The 19,906-nt window shown below is 31.3% G+C and carries 19 protein-coding genes; 7 read left to right on the forward strand and 12 right to left on the reverse strand.

All coding sequences use genetic code 11. The features are described 5' to 3' along the window. Positions 1-17 precede the first annotated feature (17 nt). Together ACREV6_RS00825 and ACREV6_RS00830 are read right to left on the reverse strand one after the other, a co-directional pair. Positions 18-1,349: a TldD/PmbA family protein gene (locus ACREV6_RS00825; protein ID WP_431576140.1), complete on the reverse strand. Its 1,332-nt coding sequence runs from the start codon at positions 1,347-1,349 to the stop codon at positions 18-20. Continuing rightward, the gene (locus tag ACREV6_RS00830) at positions 1,339-2,787 is read right to left on the reverse strand and encodes a TldD/PmbA family protein (RefSeq protein ID WP_431576141.1); all 1,449 of its coding nucleotides are present in this window, start codon (positions 2,785-2,787) and stop codon (positions 1,339-1,341) included. The genes ACREV6_RS00825 and ACREV6_RS00830 overlap by 11 nt, the downstream gene beginning before the upstream one ends. 298 nt (positions 2,788-3,085) lie before the next feature. Here ACREV6_RS00830 and ACREV6_RS00835 point away from each other — a divergent pair, with 298 nt between their 5' ends. Next, on the forward strand, positions 3,086-4,801 hold the full coding sequence (locus ACREV6_RS00835; RefSeq protein WP_431576142.1) for a methyl-accepting chemotaxis protein: 1,716 nt from the start codon (positions 3,086-3,088) through the stop codon (positions 4,799-4,801). A gap of 121 nt (positions 4,802-4,922) precedes the next feature. On the opposite strand, the gene ACREV6_RS00840 is transcribed toward ACREV6_RS00835, so the two are convergent. After that, positions 4,923-5,120: a hypothetical protein gene (locus ACREV6_RS00840; RefSeq protein ID WP_431576143.1), complete on the reverse strand. Its 198-nt coding sequence runs from the start codon at positions 5,118-5,120 to the stop codon at positions 4,923-4,925. A 180-nt stretch (positions 5,121-5,300) separates the two neighbouring features. On the opposite strand from ACREV6_RS00840, the gene ACREV6_RS00845 reads away from it, so the two are divergent. Together ACREV6_RS00845 and ACREV6_RS00850 are read left to right on the forward strand one after the other, a co-directional pair. Then, positions 5,301-5,759 carry a PH domain-containing protein gene (locus ACREV6_RS00845; protein WP_431576144.1) on the forward strand — a complete coding sequence of 153 codons (459 nt, stop codon included), beginning with the start codon at positions 5,301-5,303 and terminating at the stop codon, positions 5,757-5,759. Then, positions 5,756-7,174, forward strand: coding sequence for a PH domain-containing protein (locus ACREV6_RS00850; RefSeq protein ID WP_431576145.1), 1,419 nt, complete (start codon positions 5,756-5,758; stop codon positions 7,172-7,174). Before ACREV6_RS00845 ends, ACREV6_RS00850 begins: the two co-directional genes overlap by 4 nt. A 232-nt stretch (positions 7,175-7,406) precedes the next feature. Here ACREV6_RS00850 and ACREV6_RS00855 read toward each other — a convergent pair whose 3' ends face one another. Both ACREV6_RS00855 and ACREV6_RS00860 read right to left on the reverse strand, forming a co-directional pair. Beyond that, positions 7,407-7,922 carry a hypothetical protein gene (locus ACREV6_RS00855; protein ID WP_431576146.1) on the reverse strand — a complete coding sequence of 172 codons (516 nt, stop codon included), beginning with the start codon at positions 7,920-7,922 and terminating at the stop codon, positions 7,407-7,409. Between the two features lie 100 nt (positions 7,923-8,022). Next, on the reverse strand, positions 8,023-8,223 hold the full coding sequence (locus ACREV6_RS00860; RefSeq protein WP_431576147.1) for a hypothetical protein: 201 nt from the start codon (positions 8,221-8,223) through the stop codon (positions 8,023-8,025). Positions 8,224-8,491: 268 nt separating this feature from the next. Here ACREV6_RS00860 and ACREV6_RS00865 point away from each other — a divergent pair, with 268 nt between their 5' ends. Then, positions 8,492-9,535: an alpha/beta hydrolase gene (locus ACREV6_RS00865; RefSeq protein WP_431576148.1), complete on the forward strand. Its 1,044-nt coding sequence runs from the start codon at positions 8,492-8,494 to the stop codon at positions 9,533-9,535. 358 nt (positions 9,536-9,893) lie between these two features. Next, positions 9,894-11,201 carry a UDP-glucose dehydrogenase family protein gene (locus ACREV6_RS00870; protein WP_431576149.1) on the forward strand — a complete coding sequence of 436 codons (1,308 nt, stop codon included), beginning with the start codon at positions 9,894-9,896 and terminating at the stop codon, positions 11,199-11,201. A gap of 60 nt (positions 11,202-11,261) precedes the next feature. Here the strand turns inward: ACREV6_RS00870 and ACREV6_RS00875 are convergent, their stop codons facing one another. The 7 genes from ACREV6_RS00875 to ACREV6_RS00905 all read right to left on the reverse strand — a co-directional run bounded on the left by ACREV6_RS00875 (position 11,262) and on the right by ACREV6_RS00905 (position 16,815). Continuing rightward, the gene (locus tag ACREV6_RS00875; protein WP_431576150.1) at positions 11,262-12,266 is read right to left on the reverse strand and encodes a GDP-mannose 4,6-dehydratase; all 1,005 of its coding nucleotides are present in this window, start codon (positions 12,264-12,266) and stop codon (positions 11,262-11,264) included. A 26-nt stretch (positions 12,267-12,292) separates the two neighbouring features. Next, entirely contained in the window at positions 12,293-13,429 is a 1,137-nt protein-coding gene (locus ACREV6_RS00880) for a glycosyltransferase family 4 protein (RefSeq protein WP_431576151.1), read from the reverse strand. Between the two features lie 13 nt (positions 13,430-13,442). Then, positions 13,443-14,447, reverse strand: coding sequence for a CotS family spore coat protein (locus ACREV6_RS00885; protein WP_431576152.1), 1,005 nt, complete (start codon positions 14,445-14,447; stop codon positions 13,443-13,445). A 22-nt stretch (positions 14,448-14,469) separates the two neighbouring features. After that, positions 14,470-15,492 (reverse strand): CotS family spore coat protein, encoded by a 1,023-nt coding sequence (locus ACREV6_RS00890; RefSeq protein ID WP_431576153.1) that lies wholly within the window; start codon positions 15,490-15,492, stop codon positions 14,470-14,472. 393 nt (positions 15,493-15,885) lie between these two features. Next, entirely contained in the window at positions 15,886-16,158 is a 273-nt protein-coding gene (locus tag ACREV6_RS00895; RefSeq protein ID WP_431576154.1) for a hypothetical protein, read from the reverse strand. Between the two features lie 140 nt (positions 16,159-16,298). After that, the gene (locus ACREV6_RS00900; RefSeq protein ID WP_216277464.1) at positions 16,299-16,598 is read right to left on the reverse strand and encodes a spore coat protein; all 300 of its coding nucleotides are present in this window, start codon (positions 16,596-16,598) and stop codon (positions 16,299-16,301) included. Position 16,599: 1 nt separating this feature from the next. Then, entirely contained in the window at positions 16,600-16,815 is a 216-nt protein-coding gene (locus ACREV6_RS00905; protein WP_431576155.1) for a hypothetical protein, read from the reverse strand. A 278-nt stretch (positions 16,816-17,093) separates the two neighbouring features. Here ACREV6_RS00905 and ACREV6_RS00910 point away from each other — a divergent pair, with 278 nt between their 5' ends. Then, positions 17,094-18,179, forward strand: a complete 1,086-nt coding sequence (locus ACREV6_RS00910; RefSeq protein ID WP_431576156.1) for a tetratricopeptide repeat-containing glycosyltransferase — start codon at positions 17,094-17,096, stop codon at positions 18,177-18,179. A gap of 270 nt (positions 18,180-18,449) precedes the next feature. Next, entirely contained in the window at positions 18,450-19,841 is a 1,392-nt protein-coding gene (locus ACREV6_RS00915; protein WP_431576157.1) for a hypothetical protein, read from the forward strand. Positions 19,842-19,906 lie beyond the last annotated feature (65 nt).

Raw genomic sequence — 19,906 nt, forward strand, 5'->3', positions numbered from 1 at the left:
CTATTTTTCTATATCCTCTATTCAGTTTTTCCCGTAAAATGAAAATCTTCTATTTTTAATGTAGGAACATAATTAAAACCAAAAGCTCCAGGCACCTTAATTCTTTCAGTAGTTATGCCAGTAACCTTATTGAAAGCATGTAACATACTTTCTGTAAATCTCATATTTTTTACTGCACCTTTGATTTCACCATTTTCAATTAAAAATAATCCATCTCTAGTAAGTGCTGTCAAAATAGCTTGTCTTGGGTCTACTATATTCATGTAATGGAATCTTGATACAAGAAGACCTTTTTTTGTAGACTTTATGAGGTCTTCTAAATTATCGGCACCACCATCCATAACAAGGTTTGTAGCTATGCCACCGTCACCTGCATAACCAAAGGAATGACCTGTAGGTTTTACATTATCAGCTATGGCAGATTTTACATCATAAGAAAGTTCTTTAGCTACACCTTTTTCAATTAAATTCAAACTAGTTCGCGCATACCCCTCAAAATCAAAATAAATAGGCATTGTATTTTCATTTTTAACATCATCTCTTATAGTTATGTTTTCACCAAAAACCTTCTCGCAAAGTTTACCAGTAAGGAAGCTTGTTCCTGTTCGTACATCCTTTGCACTAAAGCCTATGAAGCTCATATATGTTAAAAGATCTCCAACAGCTAAGGGCTCTAAAATTACATCATAGCTACCTGGCTCTATAGAAGCTGGGTTAATGCCCATTTTGCATTTATTTTGCGCAGATGCAAACATTTCTACTACATCTAATTCTTCAGCCTTATTTGTTACATATTCTGAATAACCTGAAGAACCATCACTATGCATAACCACTGTGTTAAAGCTTACGGTGTCTATTCTTGCATATCTTCGAATGTTTTTGTTATTACCCATACAAATTACAAGAGATGATAGTGATAATGCTCCTGCTGCAGTATAATCTTTCTCTAATAAATCCATGCCACTCTTTATAAGACTCGCTCTATTTAAAATATTAAATTTATCCGCTAGGCTTTTATCATAATCTTCTGAAGCGATTTCTATTGGAAAAGTAAGCTCTGGAAGTTCTATATCTCCCTTAGGTAAGAATTTAAGATTTTCCTCTGCATCGCGAACTGCCGACTTTAAACCCACCTCAGATAAAAGATTTGTTGTAACGGTTGCTATTTTTTTATCATGAATAACAGTAATAGTCACACTATCCTCAGCGTTATATACATTTTGATGAATGCCAGAATTTGCAAAACGAGTAAGTCCTTCTTCCTTGCACATTATAGATACCATAGTATAATAATTACATTTGCTTAAAACATTATCTATTATTTCATATGCTGCACTTTTATTTAACATCCTTAACACCTACCTTTACATTTCTGAATCTTGCAGGAGCTGTCCCATGACCTACGTGAGCTGTTTGTGGTGGTTGACCTTTGCCGCAGTTTGGTGTACCGTAAAGAGTCCAATATTTTTCATTGCAAACTCCATCACAACTGCCCCAGAACTCTGGTGTTATTCCTGTATATATAGGATTTTTATAAATTTTTCCTGTAAGTTTTCCCTTGGCTATTTCATAGGCTAGTTCTGTACCAAACTGGAAGTTAACTCTCTTATCATCTATACTCCAGCTTTTATTAGTACATAAATATAATCCTTTTTCTATACCTGAAAAAAGCTCATCTAGTTCAAAAGTTCCAGGCATTAAACTTATGTTAGTCATTCTTACTATAGGCATATTTTGCCAACCGTCAGCTCTATTTGTACCATTTGATTTTTGATTAATTTTTACTGCAGTATCTCTAGAGGTAATGAAGTTCTTAAATATACCTTTGTCTATGATAACAGTCTTTTGAGATTTAACCCCATCATCATCATATCCCAAAGAACCCAGGCCCTTAGGTGCAGTACCATCGGCCACTATCGTAACGAATTCTGAACCATATTTAAATTCCTCATTTAATTTATCAACAGTTACAAAACTCATGCCTGCATAGGCAGCTTCCGAGCCAAAAACTCTATCTAACTCTACAGGATGTCCTACACTTTCATGTACTTGCAGTGCTAACTGAGAACCATCAATAACTATATCAAAACGACCACTTGGACACTCCTGCGCATTTACAATCATCTCTGCTTCCTTGCCAATACGCTCAGCATTCTCTACAAGATTTAATGATTTAACATATTCGTAACCTGATGTAGCATGGTTACCCCTGAAAGAATTAGGATAGGTTCTGCCCTGAACATCATCATTACTTGAAGCTAGTGCTTCAATTCCAGCACCTGATTCATAAAGAGTTTGAGTTATATAACTGCCCTCTGTATCTGCATAAATTTTTTCTTCTTTTTGAAAATCCATAGAAGCTGAAGTATTGGATAAGTTTGCACTTTTCCTCATAGTCTCTTCAGCTTTTAAAAGAAGCTCAATTTTCTCTGCTTTTGAAACTGTAAAAGGATCAACTTCTATAGGCGTTATATAACTATCCACAACTATATCTTTTTGCGCCATTCTTATTTTTTCTGTCTGAAGTAGTCGACTAGCCTTTGCTAAATCAAGAGCATACAATGCAGTAGCTTCTAATCTGCCTAAATCTTGAGTGCTGGCAAAACCTAAAGAGCCATCTAATATAACCCTAATCCCTACACCTTTACTTCTTGAACTAGAAATATTTTGAAGCTTTAGATCCTCCGTAGAAATGTTTTCACACATCCTATCCACCATTCTTATATCTGCATAATCAACGCCTTTTTCTTTTAACATATCTAATGTTTTTAGTATTTCAGTTTTCAAATTATAGCCTCCTCGCATTTATCTAGAGTTATACATTTTTTACATTATAATTCTATATTCTATATTAAAATTAATAATCCTTCAATTATTATAAAATTTGCAATAAATATAATATATTGTATTGATATAATATATTGTATTAATATGTGTGTTATGGCTTATTGCTCATTTCAAGAAAATAATTTTCATGAAAAATATTTGCAAAAATTAAGTTTTTTTGAAGAAATATGAAAAAGTTATTGTTGAATTTTATATCTTATTGTATAATTATAACAAAAACACAAAAGAGGGAGTTTATATGAATAATTTAAAAGTAAGATCAAAACTTATAGTTTTTTCAATTGCGGCGTTATTACTTATTACCATGATGAGTGGGGTAGGATATTTTTATCTTGCAAAGGCAGACAAAAATATGACAAAAATGTATGAGGAAAATCTATTGAGTATTCAATACTTAGATGATAACAGAAACCAATCCAGGGCAATAGAGGCAGATACCTATTATATATTACTAAATACAGGTGATAAAGAAAAGCAAAGTAAAAAATCAGCAGATATCGAAGTTAGGAAGAAAATATTTGATACAAACTGGAAAAATTACAAACAAACCAATAATGATCAGTATGAAAAAGATAGAATTTTAATTATTGAAAGCAATCAGGAAAAGTTTATAAAAGGAAGAGATACCGCTATTAAACTAGCTATGTATGGGAAATCTGAAGAAGCTATGGCGGAATTAGCTTCCGTTGAAAATTATGGAGGTGAATTTCAAAAGAGTTTAAAAGAAATTGCAGAATATAACGTACAATTAGCCTCTGATTTAAATGTACAAAATAATAAAGATTTTAATACTTCAAAAAAGGTAACTCTGTCAATATTTTTACTTTCATTATGTATTGGTGCGTTGTTTACCGTTATGCTTAGAAAAGCTATTGCAAATCCATTAAGTTTAGCTGTAAATCATTTGAAACTCATAGCTACTGGTGATTTTACAATGGATGTTCCAGAAGAGACTAAAAAAAGAAAGGATGAAATGGGAGATATAGCAAAGGCAGTTGATAGTATGCAAAGTTCATTAAAACTTTTAATTAAAAATGTAAGTAAGGAATCCAATAGAATTAAAACAGTAGTACATAATGTTTCGGAAAATGTAAAAATTTTAAACATGAATATAGAGGAAGTATCCGCAACTACGCAGGAATTATCCGCGGGAATGGAAGAAACAGCAGCCTCAACTCAAGAGATGAATGCAACAGCGGATGAAATAGAAAGAGCGGTACAATCTATAGCGACAAAAGCACAAGAAGGGGCTATAGAAGCTCAAGCAATAAACAAAAGAGCTATGAATACTAAAAGTAATGTTACAGGATCAAAAGATAAAGCATTACAAGTATTTTCAAAAGCCAAAGATAAATTAGAAATAGCAATTGAAAATTCCAAAGTAGTGGCACAAATTAGTGTATTATCTGAATCCATCATGCAGATATCATCACAAACCAACCTTTTGGCATTAAATGCGTCCATCGAGGCAGCAAGAGCTGGCGAGGCAGGACGAGGTTTTGCAGTAGTTGCAGATGAAATAAGAAAACTTGCGGAAGAGTCAAGAAGTACAGTGACTAAAATACAAAGTATAACAGAAAAAGTAACTGGTTCAGTAACTGATTTATCTGTAAGCTCTAATGAATTATTAAAATTTGTGTCTGAGGATGTTCAAAATGATTATAATACATTATTAAATGTGGCAGATGAATATAGCAATGATGCAGACTTTGTAAACAATATTGTACTAGAGTTTAGCTCAACGTCAGAGGAACTTTTAGCTTCACTTCAAGAGGTGATAAAGACTATAGAGCAAGTAGCTCATGCTTCAAATGAAGGAGCAGAAGGAACTACAAACATTGCTCAAAAGGTATCGGATATAACTGAAAGATCCAATGGAATTATTGAGGATGTAAAGAAATCCACAGAAAGTGTAGAAGGATTAAATAAAGAAATATCAGTGTTTAAAATCTAACATCTGGCTTATATAAATAAAAAAGCTGTGAATAGTTACTTCACAGCCTTTAAGGTTAAAGCAAAGGGAGACTCCGCTTTAATCTTTGTTTTATGTTATAATAATATGAAATTATGTTAATTTATTCAATGATTTTATTTCTTGAATTAGCTAGCGTTATTATTGCTATAATTACCGATAGGCACACTACTGCTATTATTTGTGAATTATTTCTACTTAAAGATAATAAAGCCATACCCATATAATATATACTAAAATATAAGCCTAATGCCAAACCTATTGTTCTACCTACAAATTGAGCTATTTTTGAAAAAATCATAATATGTTCCTCCTCTTATTTTAATATTTATATTACTTTTAAAATGTTTTGCGTTTTTCTCTATGGTTTTATTATAGGACATAAGGAGTCCCAACAGTAGTAACTTAGGTAATCATATGGCATTACTTAAGTCATGTTAAAAAAATACAATTTATTACTTGTAATTTTATGGAGGTTATCATGAGAAAAATTTCAACATATTCACGAAAAATGTGGACAATAGATGGATTAATCACAACAGGGGTATTTTTATCAATTGCGGTGGTACTAAATGTATTTTTAGAATTCGATGCTCTATGGAAATGTGTATTAACTATCAGCATATATGGACTAGCACTAATTTTTTTCATAAATTCATTATTAATGCCAAAATATAAATTCGAAAAATTTACATATGATATAGATGAGGAAAAGATTATTTTAAAACATGGAGTATTTATTGAAAAAAATATAGCAATTCCTATGAAGAGAATTCAATATGTAGATACAGAACAAGGGTTAATATTAAGAAAACATAAGCTTGTAAATTTAACAGTTCATACTGCTGGAGGGCAGTTTGTAATTCCTTATTTGGAAAGTGAAATAGGAAATGAGATTCAGTTAAGTATTGCAAAAATTGTTCAGGAGAAAAGTATATGAGAGAACTAAAACATCCACATAAATTCTTGATATTTTCAGAAATTTTTAAATCTACGAAAAACAGCATAATTCCATTTATTTTATTCTGGGTATCGGTAGGTTCAAAAATCTTAAGAAAATATGGAGGAAAGTATACATTAATTTTAGTAGTAATAGCTTTCTTAATTGTAGTTACTATTTTAGCTATAGTTAAATGGAAGAAGAATGTATATGCCCTAGAGGATGGAGGGATGTACATAAAATATGGATTTTTTGAGATACATGAGAGAATATTGCCTTTTACACAAGTTCAAAGTGCGGATATATCTTCTTCAGTAGTTCAAAGGTTATTTAATGTTTGCAAGCTTGAAATTGATACTGCTGGAGGAGATATAAAGTCTGAAATATCTATGTTCTTATCTAAGCAAGAAGCACTAAAAATCAAAAGTATTATATTTGAAAAACATAAAAATGAAGAAGAAGTTAAGGAAGAAGAAAATAGAAGAAAATTTACTTCTTCCTTAAAAGATTTATTTGTCATGGCAACAATGTCTAGTCGTATCTTAGTAGGATTTTCTGTGATTATAGCTTTTTACTATAAGATAGACAATATAATACCTAAAGGGGTTAAAAGAAGAGCTCAACTATTTAGTAAAGACGTGATGAAAGTGGTTGCCGGTACAGGCATAACAAAATATATAGTAGCATTCATTTTTATTATGTTATTAATTTCATGGATAATGTCAATCATTGTAACTATAATAAAATATTACAATTTTACAGTTATTAGGGAAGAACAAAATATTAAATTATCCTATGGCCTTTTTGACAAAAAGGAAGTAACTATTCCAGTAAAACGAATTCAAAGTTTAATTATAGTAGAGGGAGTTATTAAAAAGCCGCTAGGATATTTTTCATTAAATGTTGAAACTATAGGTTATGGGAAAGATAAAGGGGAAAGCACAATGATTTGTCCTATTGCTAAAAGGAAGGTACTTAACAAGTTTTTTGAGGATATTTTACCCGAAATGAATATAACTTATGACTTAATGAAGTCTCCTAGAGAAGCTTTAAAGGGATTCCTTCTACTTAGATTATCCAGTGCTTTTATAGTAATAGTACTAATAGCTATCTTTGCTCCTTATGGATACTATGTATTTCTATTAGTACCTATTATAATAGTTTGGAACTATATAAGATTTAAGGATAATGGTTTGTATTATGGTAATGATTTTGTTGTCATGAGATATAGGGAATTAGCAAGGAAAACTGTTATAATTAATAAGGAATGTATTCAGTCTTTTGAAAAAATACAGAATATTTTTCAAAAGAGAAAAGCTATTGCTAAATATAAAGTAACTATAGCTGGAGATAGCTTAGGTAAATCATATAAGGTTAAATATATAGATGAAAATTATGTTGAAGACATTGTGTGATTAGATGTAATTACTTAAAAAACGAAAAAGCTATGAATTTTATTTCATAGCTTTTTATTAAAGTAAAGGGGGACTTCGCTTTAATTTGTATTTTATTTATATTCAAATAATAACATAGAATTATGACAATAAAATGAACAAAATGTGTAATATATATTAAATATTAAAAAAACGACTATTATGGCAAAATTCGATAAAATAAGTTTGAAATTATATAAGATGTAAAGAGTAATCATTTTTGTTTATCAAATAATCTTTGAAAAATACCTTTTCTTCGATGAAGCTCTTCCTCAGCTGCTGCTTTAGCTTTTTGTCTTTCAAGAGTTTTAGTTAGATTATTAACCAATTGGATATCATGTTCTTTAATGGTCTCAGGTAATGATAATATGGCTTTATTTTTCTCTTGATCTTGTCTAAACAGAATCTGTGTATTTTCTAGTAATTTATTAATATCGTAGAGTTGCCCGTCTTTTACATTTAACTGCTCTTTAAGAAATTCGATATTATTTTTAAGTATCTCAATCATATCCTCTTTTAAGTGCGTAACTTCTGTAGCAGCAACTTCTTCTTCTGCAGTTTGATTATATTTTAGAGATTGTTTAATTGCTTCTAGGCCTTCCTCATCAACACATGTTTTCCCGTTATGGAATATTAAAAAAGCTTTTATTTCAGGTAATTTCATCTTAGCATAAACGGTTACTTTGCTTATGTTTAGCCGTTTAGAAATTTTTAATGCATCATACATCATTCTACTCGCCTCCTATACTATTTATAGGAAGTATTCTCCAAATATTACCAAATTCCTTTTTTTACAAATTAAATTCTTGTAAAACATAATAACAAATTAACTATATATCCAATTCTATATTATTTTTATCAACAAGAGTTAATGATCTAAAATGTTGCTTCAATTCTTCTTTGAAATTATTATTCATGTCACTTGTTTTTTCTTTTTTACGATAGTGGTCCTTATTGATTATCTGATTCATATATCTATATAAAAATATGCTTAATTTAATATTTTTGTTGTTAGTCATATTGTTAGTCATATATTTCATCTCCAAAAAGTTTAATTATTACAGTGAATTTGTTCTGTACGATAATTATACACCAAATTACACAAAACGACAAAGTATTTTATTTTTCCATATATACATTCAGTATTATTCGCATATTGGTAATTGTTGGTTATAATATTTTGAGTTATATAATAAAGCAAGGTGTTATTTTGCAATATTAAGACGAAAATATCTATTACATTATAATTTATATGGGCATACTACTAACAGTAAATTGTGGAGGAAGGAGGGATTACTGATGAAAAAGAAAATATTTTTAATTTTTTCAGTTGTTGTCTTAATTATTATAGTATCTGGTTACTTAATAATAAAAAATATAACTACAACAAGTTATGGTAAGCTTGATAAAGTATTTGGTGTAATGTCAAAAATAGAAAAATATTTAAACCCTGATTCCCTAAAAGAAAAATCAATATATGAAATACGTATAGCCTTACATAAGGCTACAACAATATGGAGCCCTAAGCCTATATCCTTTTCAAATATTAAAAATATGGATATAAAAACAGATATAAATCAAGTACCAGTACGAATATATACTCCTGATAATGGCGAAAATTTTCCTTTGATAATCTATTCTCATGGTGGTAGCTTTATAAGTGGTAATATTGATGACTGCGACAATATTTGCAGAAAGCTTTCAAAAAATTCAAAAGCTATAGTGGTATCTGTAAATTATCGACTTGCACCAGAAGATCCCTTTCCGGCTGGACTTAATGACGTATATAATGTGCTCCAATGGGTTTATAAAAATGCTAAGAGTATTAATGGGGATTCTAGTCGAATATGTGTTGTGGGGGACAGTGCTGGCGGTAACCTTTCTGCTGTGGTTTCTCAAATGGCACGTGATAAAGATGGTCCCCCTATAATTTCTCAGGTGCTAATATATCCAGTTACAAACATTTATGAGTTAAATACTAAATCTTGGTCGTATTTTGGTATGGATTATAATCTTACAAAGGAAAACTCTGAGAAATTTATATCCCTATATACTCCAAGATTAAAAGATAGGAAAAGTGAATATACTTCCCCTCTATTATCTGAAAATTTCAAGGGATTACCCGATACACTTATAATTACAGCTGAATTTGATCCGCTAAGAGACGAGGGTGAAGATTATGGAAATAAATTAAAGCAGGCAGGTGTGAATGTGGTTTCTACAAGATATAAAGGTGTTACGCATGGTTTCATTTCTATGGGAAAGATTACAAAAAAAGCATATGAGGCTTTAAATGAAATTTCCACATATCTAATAACACAATTTAATAAAAAGCAGATTTAATATTTTAAATAGTATAATAAACTCTAGAACTTTGAATCTAATAGGGTATTTCTGTTGCACTAATTATAAAAAAATAAGTAAAAGCTATGAAATTAAGGTATTAAGCCTATATTTCATAGCTTTTTTATGCCTTGATTTCACCAAACTACAAGTTAGTTCATAATATATATATATATAATTCTAAGCAAAATATTGAATAGCAAAAAAAGTTTTAAACTTAATATGTAATAAGAGAGCCTCTATAGAGGCTCTAGATAATCACATAAGCTTAAAATTTTAGTAAACTAATGAATATAATTAATAAACAAGTTGAGTTATTAGATAAAATGTGATGCTAAAAAGAGGAGAATGTGATTTTATGAATATATGCGTTATTGGAGCGGGTTATGTAGGACTTATAACTGCATTATGCTTTGGTAAAAAAGATAATAAAGTGATTTGTGTAGAAAAAGATTTAGAGAAATTAAGCATGCTAAAAAATGGCATACCAACTATCTTTGAAGGGGGATTGGATGAACTATTAAAAGAGTGTTTAAGGATAAATAGTGTTGAGTTTACGCAGGATTTAGAGCAAGGTATTAAGTCTTCGGATATAATTTTCATTGCGGTTGGAACTCCAACAAAGAAAAATTGGGAGGTAGACATTCAGCAAGTAAAACAAGCGGTAAATTTAATTTGCAAATATATTGATAAATATAAAATAGTAGTAACTAAAAGTACAGTGCCAGTAGGTACTCAGAAATATATAAAAAGCAAGTTATTAGAAAATCATATACCACAGGAATATTTTGATGTGGTCTCTAATCCAGAATTTTTAAGGGAAGGTAATGCTATAAATGATTTTTTTTATGGGGATAAGATAGTTATAGGCTGTGAATCAGAAAAGGCTGAGGACATAATGAGAAAATTATATGAGCCATTTAATATAAAAATGGTGTTTACAACTCCTGAAACAGCTGAGCTAATTAAATATACCTCAAATGCATTTTTATCTGTGAAAATTTCCTTTATGAATGAAATAGCTAATCTTTGTAATAAAGTTGGAGCAGATATTAATGTAATAGCCTATGCTTTAGGGCTAGATAAGAGAATTTCCCCCTTGTTTTTAAAAGCAGGTATTGGTTATGGAGGGTCTTGTTTCCCAAAGGATACAAAAGCTTTAATTAGAATATCTGAAAACAATAACTGTGAGCTTAAAATTCTAAAAGCTACTGTTGATGCAAATCAGCAGCAGAGAGTCTTGCCAGTGAAAATATTAAGGGAACATTATAAAGAGCTCCAAGGGAAGACTGTATCTATATTAGGGTTAACATTTAAGCCGGATACAGATGATATTCGGGAAGCACCATCTATATATATTATTGAAAAATTAATAAAGAATAAAGTTAAAATAAAAGCATATGATCCAATGGTTACAGTGGAGATAAAAAAAACATTTCCAAATATAATTTATTGTAGTGATATGTATGAATGCTTAGTAGATTCAGATGCATTAATAATATGTACAGAATGGAGCGAGTTTTATAATCTTGATTTAAACAAGGTAGCTTCCTTGATGAAGGAATCTGTAGTAATTGATGGAAGAAATATATTGGATATGAATAATATTAAAGGAGCTAATATTAAAGCGTATTACTCTATAGGTAAAGGGAACATTAAAAACTAAGTTATATAAAAAGCGCTAGTACTTTTAAAATATAAGTACTAGTGCTTTTCATTTACATGATTAATATTTCAGCACCTCAGTTGATGATCTAAACCACTTTACAAATTTCGAAATTCCATCATCAAATTTTGTTGAGGGATTATAACCTAAAATTTCCTTGGATTTAGAAATGTCAGCATAAGTTATTTCCACATCACCAGGCTGCAGGGGTAAATATTTTATATTAGCTTTAACGCCAATCTCAAATTCTAATCTTTGCAGCATATATTTAAGCATAATTGTATCAGATCTGCCTAAATTAAAAATTTCATACTTATGAGTACCTGTACTTGACCAGGTAATGGATTTATCTATTCCCGCAATAATATCATCAATATAGGTGTAATCTCTTTGAGTAGTACCATCTCCGAAAATAGTAACTTCACTTTCTTTTAATATGAGATTTGTAAATTTATAAATAGCTAAATCAGGCCTTTGTCTTTTTCCATATACAGTGAAAAATCTTAAACAAGCTATATTAATTCCATATAGATGACTATAAACATGACACAGAAGTTCACCGGATTTTTTAGTAGCAGCATAAGGTGATATTGGAAAATCTACTGGGTCAGTTTCGGTAAAGGGAAGTTTTTTATTGTTTCCATATACAGAAGAAGAGGAAGCAAAGATAAATTTATTTATACCAAATTCATTACATAAATCCAATAAATTTAGAGTGCCGCGAATATTTACTTCGTTATATAAAAGTGGGTTTATAATTGAGGGGCGCACACCAGCCATAGCAGCAAGATGAACTACCACATCTATTTTGTATGAAGTAAATACTTCTTTTAAAAAATTAGTATCTCTTATATCACCTTCTTGTAGTATTAAATTATCATCAGTAATATTATTTAATTTCATGGTGTTTTTTATTTCCGTAATGTTAAATCTTTTTATTTCAGGATTATAAAAATCATTAAAGTTATCAATAATGATTATTTTATGATTGTTTTTTAGTAAATAATCACAAAGGTTTGAACCAATAAAGCCTGCTCCTCCAGTTACTAAAAGTGTATAACTCAACGTGGCACCCCCTAATCTCTAAAAAATCATTTAACACTATCAAAGAGTTTTAATAAATCCTTAGCTAGTCTATTAAAATTATACTTTTCCTCAGCTGTTTTTCTGCCATTAACACCTAGTTTAAGTGCTAAATCACTATTGTCTAAAAGACGAACTATATTTTTCTCTAGCACCCTTGGATTGGTATAATCATTCATTACAAAGCCATTTACGCCTTCAATCATTACTTCAGCATTACCTCCTCGATTAGTGGTTATAATAGGTAATCCAGCAGCCATAGCTTCATAGTGAACTCTTGCTAAGGGTTCTTTCCATTGGGACATGTTTACAAAGATGTCTCCCATACTATAATATTTTGGAATTTCAGTAGGGGCTAAGTAACCTGTAAAAATAACTGGTCCTTTTAGCTCTTTAGATGCTCTTTTTAATAATTCTATATAAGCATTAGATTCATTTCCACCATACCACTTGCTCCCTATAATCATTAGTGCAGTATTGGGGTGGGATTCCATAACAGAATTCATGGCATCTATTACAATATGGGTACCTTTTTTTGGAGTTAATCTACCTACATATAATATTGTTTTATGATTTTGAAGGCCATATTTTGCACGCAATTTATTTCTATAAGAATCCTTGTCATCATTCCAAATTGGGTTATATATATTACAATCTACTGCAGAATACACAGGGTGAAGTTTACTAGCAGCAGAGGGATATAAATCTTTTACACCGCTGGCAATAAAATGGCTTACAGTTGTAATAAAACTTACTCTATTAATACAGGCATTAGCTAAGTTTGAATTGATTTTGTTTTGTAAAAACATTTCATTATGCAAACTTAAACTAAATGCGCAAGTTAAATCTTTACTTAAAAAGTTAATCCAACGAGGCCTGTTAAAAACATGCACTAAATCAAAGTCATTTGTAAGAAAATTTTTTAAACCACGAACATACTCTTCCGTAGTGCTTGCAGGCAATCGTATATATTTTACACCGCTCTTAGAATCTCTGTTAGGTAGTTTAGGATCTTCTATGCAAAACACAGTTATTTCATGAAACTTTGATATTATAGGCAAAGCACCTTCAAGATATAATTGAACTGCCCCACCATTAATTGGAGGAAAGGTAAGTTTTTCAGTACAAATAAATGCTATTTTCATAAGAACACTCCTTTTAAAGCCATCTTTGCAAAATTGTAAATTTATTTAGTTCAAACTTTGAAGTTGAAGTAATTTTGTCACTACCTATTAGCTTAGGATTTTTATGCAATGTCTTTACTAAGCCAAAAAACCAGTGAGGGAACATTAAATCAATTTTTAAAACTTTCTTTTGCTCAGGTGAGAGGGTAGTATTTGTTTCATAGTATTTTAAAATAGCTTCAATGTTTTGTATGCTATAATCATTAAATTTCATCATTCTCTTTCCAATTATCTTTCTTAAATCCCTAATAGGTAAATCATAAGTTACGCCATCTAAATCAATAACAGTAGCTCCTTCTTTTGAAAGCATAATGTTGCCAGTGCCAAAATCCTGATGGCATAAACAGGACTGTTTTTGCTCAATACTACATAAATCACTATAAGGAGATTTATTAATTAGATTAATAGTTTTATTACAAATTTCTATGATGGGATCTACATGCTTTACATAGGTAGAATAAGATGTATTATTAGGGGTTTGTATACAGAGTTCCTTTATTTTTAGCATTCTATTTTTCATGGATTCATATTGAGTTGGCCATTTTCCAAGTTTAGATGATACTATGGCAGTGGTGGGTGGCTCATATCCAATTGAGTCAATATGAAACTTTGACAATGCTTGCAGTGCTAAAGGTAAATCTTTAGGATTCTCTAAATTCATATCTCTTCCAGGAATCCAACTGTATAATACAAATATTTGTCCATTGTATTCAGTAATAGCATTCCCTTTAGAATTAGGGTAGATTTTTGGTACCTTACCACCATTATTCAATATATATATTTGAGCATTAACAGAGAAAAGAGCTTCTTCCAATGAATGCTTCAACCGTTTAAGACATAATGTAGTACCTTTATAAGTGAATTTCCACAATGTTTTAAGTCCTTTACTTTGTATTGTTTGTAAATTTTGTGGTGTTATATTATATGCTAGAAGAACTTTTGTACCAAGTTCTGAATAATTAGTTAAGTCTTTTTCCATTGTAAATGCCTCCTATACTAACCTATGAAGGAATAATTCTTTCGAAATTTTGTAAAATTGGATCTATAGATTTTTCTACTTTTATCATTGATTTTAGTCTTTCAACATATCTATCTTCAGTCCAAGCAGCTTCCCGCTTCTCATAATATTTACTCATTATACCTACGAAGAGATGAGGGAATGTTATAGCTTCTTTTAGTACTTTCCATTTCCAAGGTTCAAGAGGATTTACAGTGTTGTACCAATGTAGAATTTGTTTTGCTTGATTTAAATCCCAGGTGCCATGTTTTTTCATTACTTTATTTAAAAATTTTCTGATATCCCGTGTAGGCAAATCAATTGCTATAGAATCTATATCTAAAACAAATATTTCCTTGGATTTTGTAAGAATGAGATTTCCAGCGGTAAAATCTTGATGACAGAGGGAATTTAAATTTTTATCAGCTTCAACCCATTTGTTATAACCCGAATTTTCGTTTTCACTTATGGCCAGTTGCATTCTTTTATAAAAATGTGGAAACACACTTAGGATAATTTCACCAAATTCCGAATGTCTAGGTTTAGACTGTTCCATATCATAAAAACCTTTTAATTTAGTCATTCCATTTTGAAATTCTTCCCTTTGAAGGCCTAAGTGAATTCTCACTTTACAGTCACTGGGTGGTACAAAGTTTTTAGATGCAAGATGAAAATTAGCTAATTGCTGTACAACGAGTCTTAATTCTTGAGGGTTGTCCTCATTTGGAGTGACGCCTGATATAGCCTCACTTAAAACATAGCAGCAATCAACCTCTTTTATAAACTTAGCACCTTGTTTTGTTTTAATAATTTGAGGAAGCTTAACTTTGTTAGCCTGTAAATGTTCCACAGCTGCAAGTATAAATTGGAGGGTTTTAGCAGAGCAAGAATGTTTTTTTAAAATTTTATCACCATAAGGTGTTTTTATCCACCACACTGCCTTTTTACCTTTATTACACTCATTTCTTATATTAGTTACAGTAATATCATATTGGGCTAATATTAAATTTATATTTTCTTCTCCCATGGTATGGCCTCCTTGTAAATCGATTAAGAAGACAACAATATTAATTTTATCTCTTCTATAATTATAAAAAGTTATTTATTTTAAAATTGCTCTAGCAATATACTCCATTTTAAAATTTAATTTTATATATTGTGAATTTAAAATTAAACAATTAAATGATGAGCTATTTAAGAGAATTGAGTTTGCAATGCTATAAATTTAATTTTAAAATTTGTTTATATAGATAATAAATATAAGCTGTGTAAATAAATTTATAACTTTATATGGAACCCTGAGGAGCCTTATTAAATATTAAGGAAAAGAAAACTATTATAAGATAATATTGGTTAATAGATAGAACTATTAATTAAAATTTTTATAGTGCATCCTCAGGGAATGTTAATTTAAAATTTATTAAAACTCAAAGGTTTTATCTTCATTATCATTTGTATTTTCTTCAAAACCATCAAATTGTTCAGTTTTTTCGCCCCATTTAACTTTAATTGTAAAGTCACCATAATTTTCATCTGAATCAAATTTAATTTGATAATCTAATTCTTCATTATCTGGTATTAAAACACGTTCTCCTTCTATTTTAAGTCTGTCCTTGAATAATTTTATAACTTCATCTTTTAAGAAAAAATAAAATTCTTCTTTGTTACCAGTATATTTTTCTCTAGAATTCATGTATAAAGCCCCCTTTCTTTATAATAATATTCCAGTGGGGACTCAAGGGTGATAGTATTTATGTATATTTTTTAAGGAATTGGGAAAATAAATAACCCCTCCATAGAGTTTATCTATGGAGGGGTAATAGGATTTATATATTATTTAGCCTGAACTGTAGTTTCGGATTTGCTAAAAGTATTAGCAAGTTGTTGTGAAGGTGCATCATAAGGTGATACCCACTTGCGGTTTACAGCTAGCTCTGTTAATGCTGAATGACCACCTATTATTTGATTTAAACTAGAGGAGTATATTGCTTTTAATTCAGGGGTAGCGCTGGTCATAGTGGCGTTTAGATATGCATCTGCTGCACTTTTTGCAGATCCAATCATATTTCCAACTATTACTTCATCATTAATATCTGTGTTATTTTTTACGATATTGTCCATTATTATTCCCATATTATTTTGTCCCTCCTATTGTCGCTTGATTTTCATTGATGAATTGTTGTACTCCTTTTATTCTTCCCTCTGCTGCTAAAACACCAGTCTCGGCTTGTCTTTTTAATTCTTCATCACTGATTAGATTTTTCATAACTTTTGCCACTGCTAATCCATCTTTTTCCATGGTTAACAGAGTTGTTAAGGATAATAACTCACCTTCAGAAAGCTTTCTCATAATAATACCTCCAAATAATAATATTTTTTTACACTTTATTATGTGCATTTACGAAACAATTAAACCTTGGAATAACTTGTAATTTTATTAGAGTTTTGCCTTAAAAATAAACTTTCTATGAAAGGAAAGTAAAAAAAGCATGCTAAAATTAGTGGTTTAAAAGTGAAACAGTAAGGATAAATAATACTAAGGTTTTACATGTTTACTATGTCACCTATAATTATGTATAAGCATAGAATGGAATGAAATGTATTATTCATTTTATTGGAGGTTTTTACATGAGTAATAAATATAAAGTTTGCGTATATGCAATCTGTAAAAATGAAGAAAAATTTGTTGATCGCTTTATGGATCACTTTAGTGATGCTGATGTTGTTATAGTTGTAGATACAGGCTCTACCGATAATACAATTAATAAACTAAAAGAAAGAGGAGCCATTGTTTATTCTATGGATGTGAGTCTATTTCGGTTTGATTATTCAAGAAATGAATGCTTAAGTTTTATTCCAGATGATATAGATATTTGTGTATCCGCAGATCTTGATGATGTTATTGAGAGTGGTTGGAGAAAGCATTTAGAAAATGCATGGACAAAAGAAACCACAAGAGGATTATACCTATATAATTGGAAGGTTAATGATGACGGCTCGCCTGCGGTACAATATACTTGGGACAGAATTCATGCAAGACATGGATATAGATGGATATACCCAACACATGAGATTTTAGAATATTTGGGAGAGGGGGAGCAAAAACAAGTTTATATTAAGGGTCTGGTAGTTAATCATTATCCTGATAAGACAAAAAACAGGAGTTTAAATCTTCCATTATTGAAATTGGCTATTGAAGAAAATCCTAATAGTAGTAGAAACACATATTACCTTGGTAGAGAGTATATGTTTGAGAGGAACTGGGATGATTGCATTTTAACCTTAAAGAATTATTTATCACTGCCTACATCAAATTATGAAGAAGAAAGAGCATCATCTATGAGGTTTATTGCAAGAGCATATTGTGAAAAGGGAGAAATATTAAACGCTAAAAAATGGTATCATAAAGCCATAAGTGAATCTATTTCATTAAGAGAACCCTATATAGAGTTATCTTTATTAGCCTATAGGGAAAAGGATTGGATTGGTGTTTATTATTATGCAACTGAAGCTTTAAAAATCAATAAAAAAACATTCAACTTTGCAAACGATGAAAATGCTTGGGACTATACTCCTTATGATTTAGCAGCTTTAGGTTGTTATAATTTAAATCTCATGGTTGAAGCAATAGAATTTTCTGAGCAAGCTATTAAGTTTTCGCCTAATGATGAAAGGCTGTTAAATAATCATAAATTTTATTTAGATAGTTTATAAATATAAATTTCATTTTATATAATATAAAAAATATAATATAGAAATTAATCAGCCAAAACTCTTGGCTGATTAATTTTTGTGCTATATTTTTTTCGAATTTAACTGTAAGTTTTTATTAAATCTGTTTAACGTAAATTAAAGTCCTTGCATACTATGTAAGGACAGTATTATAAATTATGCAAAAAAAATAATAGCATTTTATATAAATACAATGTCAATATTTTATGATTTTATATAAAGAAAGTATTATATATAAGGATGGTGTATATTATGGGTAAATCCAATGATGCTTCATCTAAGAAGTATCAATGTACCGAGATAGATGGAACAACTGGAAATCTTATTATAAATAGTCAAAATTGTTATGACAAAGACGACGATTATAATTATGACAGAGATGAATGTCGTAAGCATGACAGGGATGATTGTCGTAAACATGACAGAGATGATTGTTGTAAACACGACAGAGATGATTGTTGTAAGCATGACAAAGATGATTGTTGCTGCTGCAAGCATTGCTTCCCAGCATGTATAATTGGACCAACTGGACCAACTGGGCCAACTGGTCCAACCGGGCCTACTGGACCTACAGGTGCTACTGGACCTACAGGTGCTACTGGAGCAACTGGTCCAACGGGAAGAACCGGGCCAACCGGACCTACAGGTCCTACAGGTCCTACTGGTAATACAGGTGCAGATGGTCCTACTGGTCCAACAGGTCCAACAGGTCCAACAGGCCCAACAGGCGTAACAGGCCCAACAGGCCCAACAGGCCCAACAGGCCCAACAGGCCCAACAGGCCCAACAGGCGCAACAGGCGCAACAGGCCCAACAGGAGCAACAGGCGCAACAGGCGCAACAGGCGCAACAGGCCCAACAGGCCCAACAGGCCCAACAGGCGCAACAGGCGCAACAGGCGCAACAGGCCCAACAGGCCCAACAGGCCCAACAGGCGCAACAGGCGCAACAGGCGCAACAGGCCCAACAGGCCCAACAGGCGCAACAGGCGCAACAGGCCCAACAGGCCCAACAGGCCCAACAGGCCCAACAGGCCCAACAGGCCCAACAGGTCCAACAGGCCCAACAGGTGCAACAGGTGCAACAGGCGCAACAGGCCCAACAGGTCCAACAGGCCCAACAGGTGCAACAGGTGCAACAGGCCCAACAGGCCCAACAGGAGCAACTGGTCTAACTGGTCCAACAGGTCCAACTGGCCCAACAGGCCCAACAGGTCCAACTGGTCCAAGTTTCAATTCCTTTGCAAATGGTGTTATAACAATAAATGAATTATCAATTCCAGTTGGAGGCACTATTATTTATAATGCTGCAGAGATTGTAGGACCAGATCTCAGTTATAATCCAGCAACAGGTATTTTTACAGTTAATACAACAGGAGTTTATGTAATAGACTGGAAGATAGCAGTTACCCCAAATCCTGGAACCGTTTCTATACAGATTGATTTGGTATCATCCCTTCGTGGTGTTATTGCCGGTATATCTATTACAGCAACAAACCCAATTATAAGTGGCTCTAATAGAGTATATGCCGCAACAGCAGGAGAGACTTTCAGATTTGTTAATAATTCTAGTGGTCCTATTAGTATAGTATTAGTAGGTTTATCCGGACCAATTGGAACTGTATCTATTTTCAGAATTGTCTAGTAGGATTAAGTTCAATTTTAAAAGTAACAGATTATAAAAATAATTTTAAACATTAAAAGGCTACC

The sequence above is a fragment of the Clostridium sp. genome, assembly GCF_050717515.1.
Taxonomy (GTDB): Bacteria; Bacillota; Clostridia; order Clostridiales; family Clostridiaceae; genus Clostridium_AD.

What these genes read in the sequence shown, in the direction of transcription:
- ACREV6_RS00825 (WP_431576140.1), bottom strand. Translation starts at nt 1,349, where the DNA reads ATGTTAAATAAAAGTGCAGCATATGAAATAATAGATAATGTTTTAAGC.
- ACREV6_RS00835 (WP_431576142.1), top strand. Translation starts at nt 3,086, where the DNA reads ATGAATAATTTAAAAGTAAGATCAAAACTTATAGTTTTTTCAATTGCG.
- ACREV6_RS00840 (WP_431576143.1), bottom strand. Translation starts at nt 5,120, where the DNA reads ATGATTTTTTCAAAAATAGCTCAATTTGTAGGTAGAACAATAGGTTTG.
- ACREV6_RS00845 (WP_431576144.1), top strand. Translation starts at nt 5,301, where the DNA reads ATGAGAAAAATTTCAACATATTCACGAAAAATGTGGACAATAGATGGA.
- ACREV6_RS00850 (WP_431576145.1), top strand. Translation starts at nt 5,756, where the DNA reads ATGAGAGAACTAAAACATCCACATAAATTCTTGATATTTTCAGAAATT.
- ACREV6_RS00855 (WP_431576146.1), bottom strand. Translation starts at nt 7,922, where the DNA reads ATGATGTATGATGCATTAAAAATTTCTAAACGGCTAAACATAAGCAAA.
- ACREV6_RS00860 (WP_431576147.1), bottom strand. Translation starts at nt 8,223, where the DNA reads ATGACTAACAATATGACTAACAACAAAAATATTAAATTAAGCATATTT.
- ACREV6_RS00865 (WP_431576148.1), top strand. Translation starts at nt 8,492, where the DNA reads ATGAAAAAGAAAATATTTTTAATTTTTTCAGTTGTTGTCTTAATTATT.
- ACREV6_RS00870 (WP_431576149.1), top strand. Translation starts at nt 9,894, where the DNA reads ATGAATATATGCGTTATTGGAGCGGGTTATGTAGGACTTATAACTGCA.
- ACREV6_RS00880 (WP_431576151.1), bottom strand. Translation starts at nt 13,429, where the DNA reads ATGAAAATAGCATTTATTTGTACTGAAAAACTTACCTTTCCTCCAATT.
- ACREV6_RS00885 (WP_431576152.1), bottom strand. Translation starts at nt 14,447, where the DNA reads ATGGAAAAAGACTTAACTAATTATTCAGAACTTGGTACAAAAGTTCTT.
- ACREV6_RS00890 (WP_431576153.1), bottom strand. Translation starts at nt 15,492, where the DNA reads ATGGGAGAAGAAAATATAAATTTAATATTAGCCCAATATGATATTACT.
- ACREV6_RS00895 (WP_431576154.1), bottom strand. Translation starts at nt 16,158, where the DNA reads ATGAATTCTAGAGAAAAATATACTGGTAACAAAGAAGAATTTTATTTT.
- ACREV6_RS00900 (WP_216277464.1), bottom strand. Translation starts at nt 16,598, where the DNA reads ATGGGAATAATAATGGACAATATCGTAAAAAATAACACAGATATTAAT.
- ACREV6_RS00905 (WP_431576155.1), bottom strand. Translation starts at nt 16,815, where the DNA reads ATGAGAAAGCTTTCTGAAGGTGAGTTATTATCCTTAACAACTCTGTTA.
- ACREV6_RS00910 (WP_431576156.1), top strand. Translation starts at nt 17,094, where the DNA reads ATGAGTAATAAATATAAAGTTTGCGTATATGCAATCTGTAAAAATGAA.
- ACREV6_RS00915 (WP_431576157.1), top strand. Translation starts at nt 18,450, where the DNA reads ATGGGTAAATCCAATGATGCTTCATCTAAGAAGTATCAATGTACCGAG.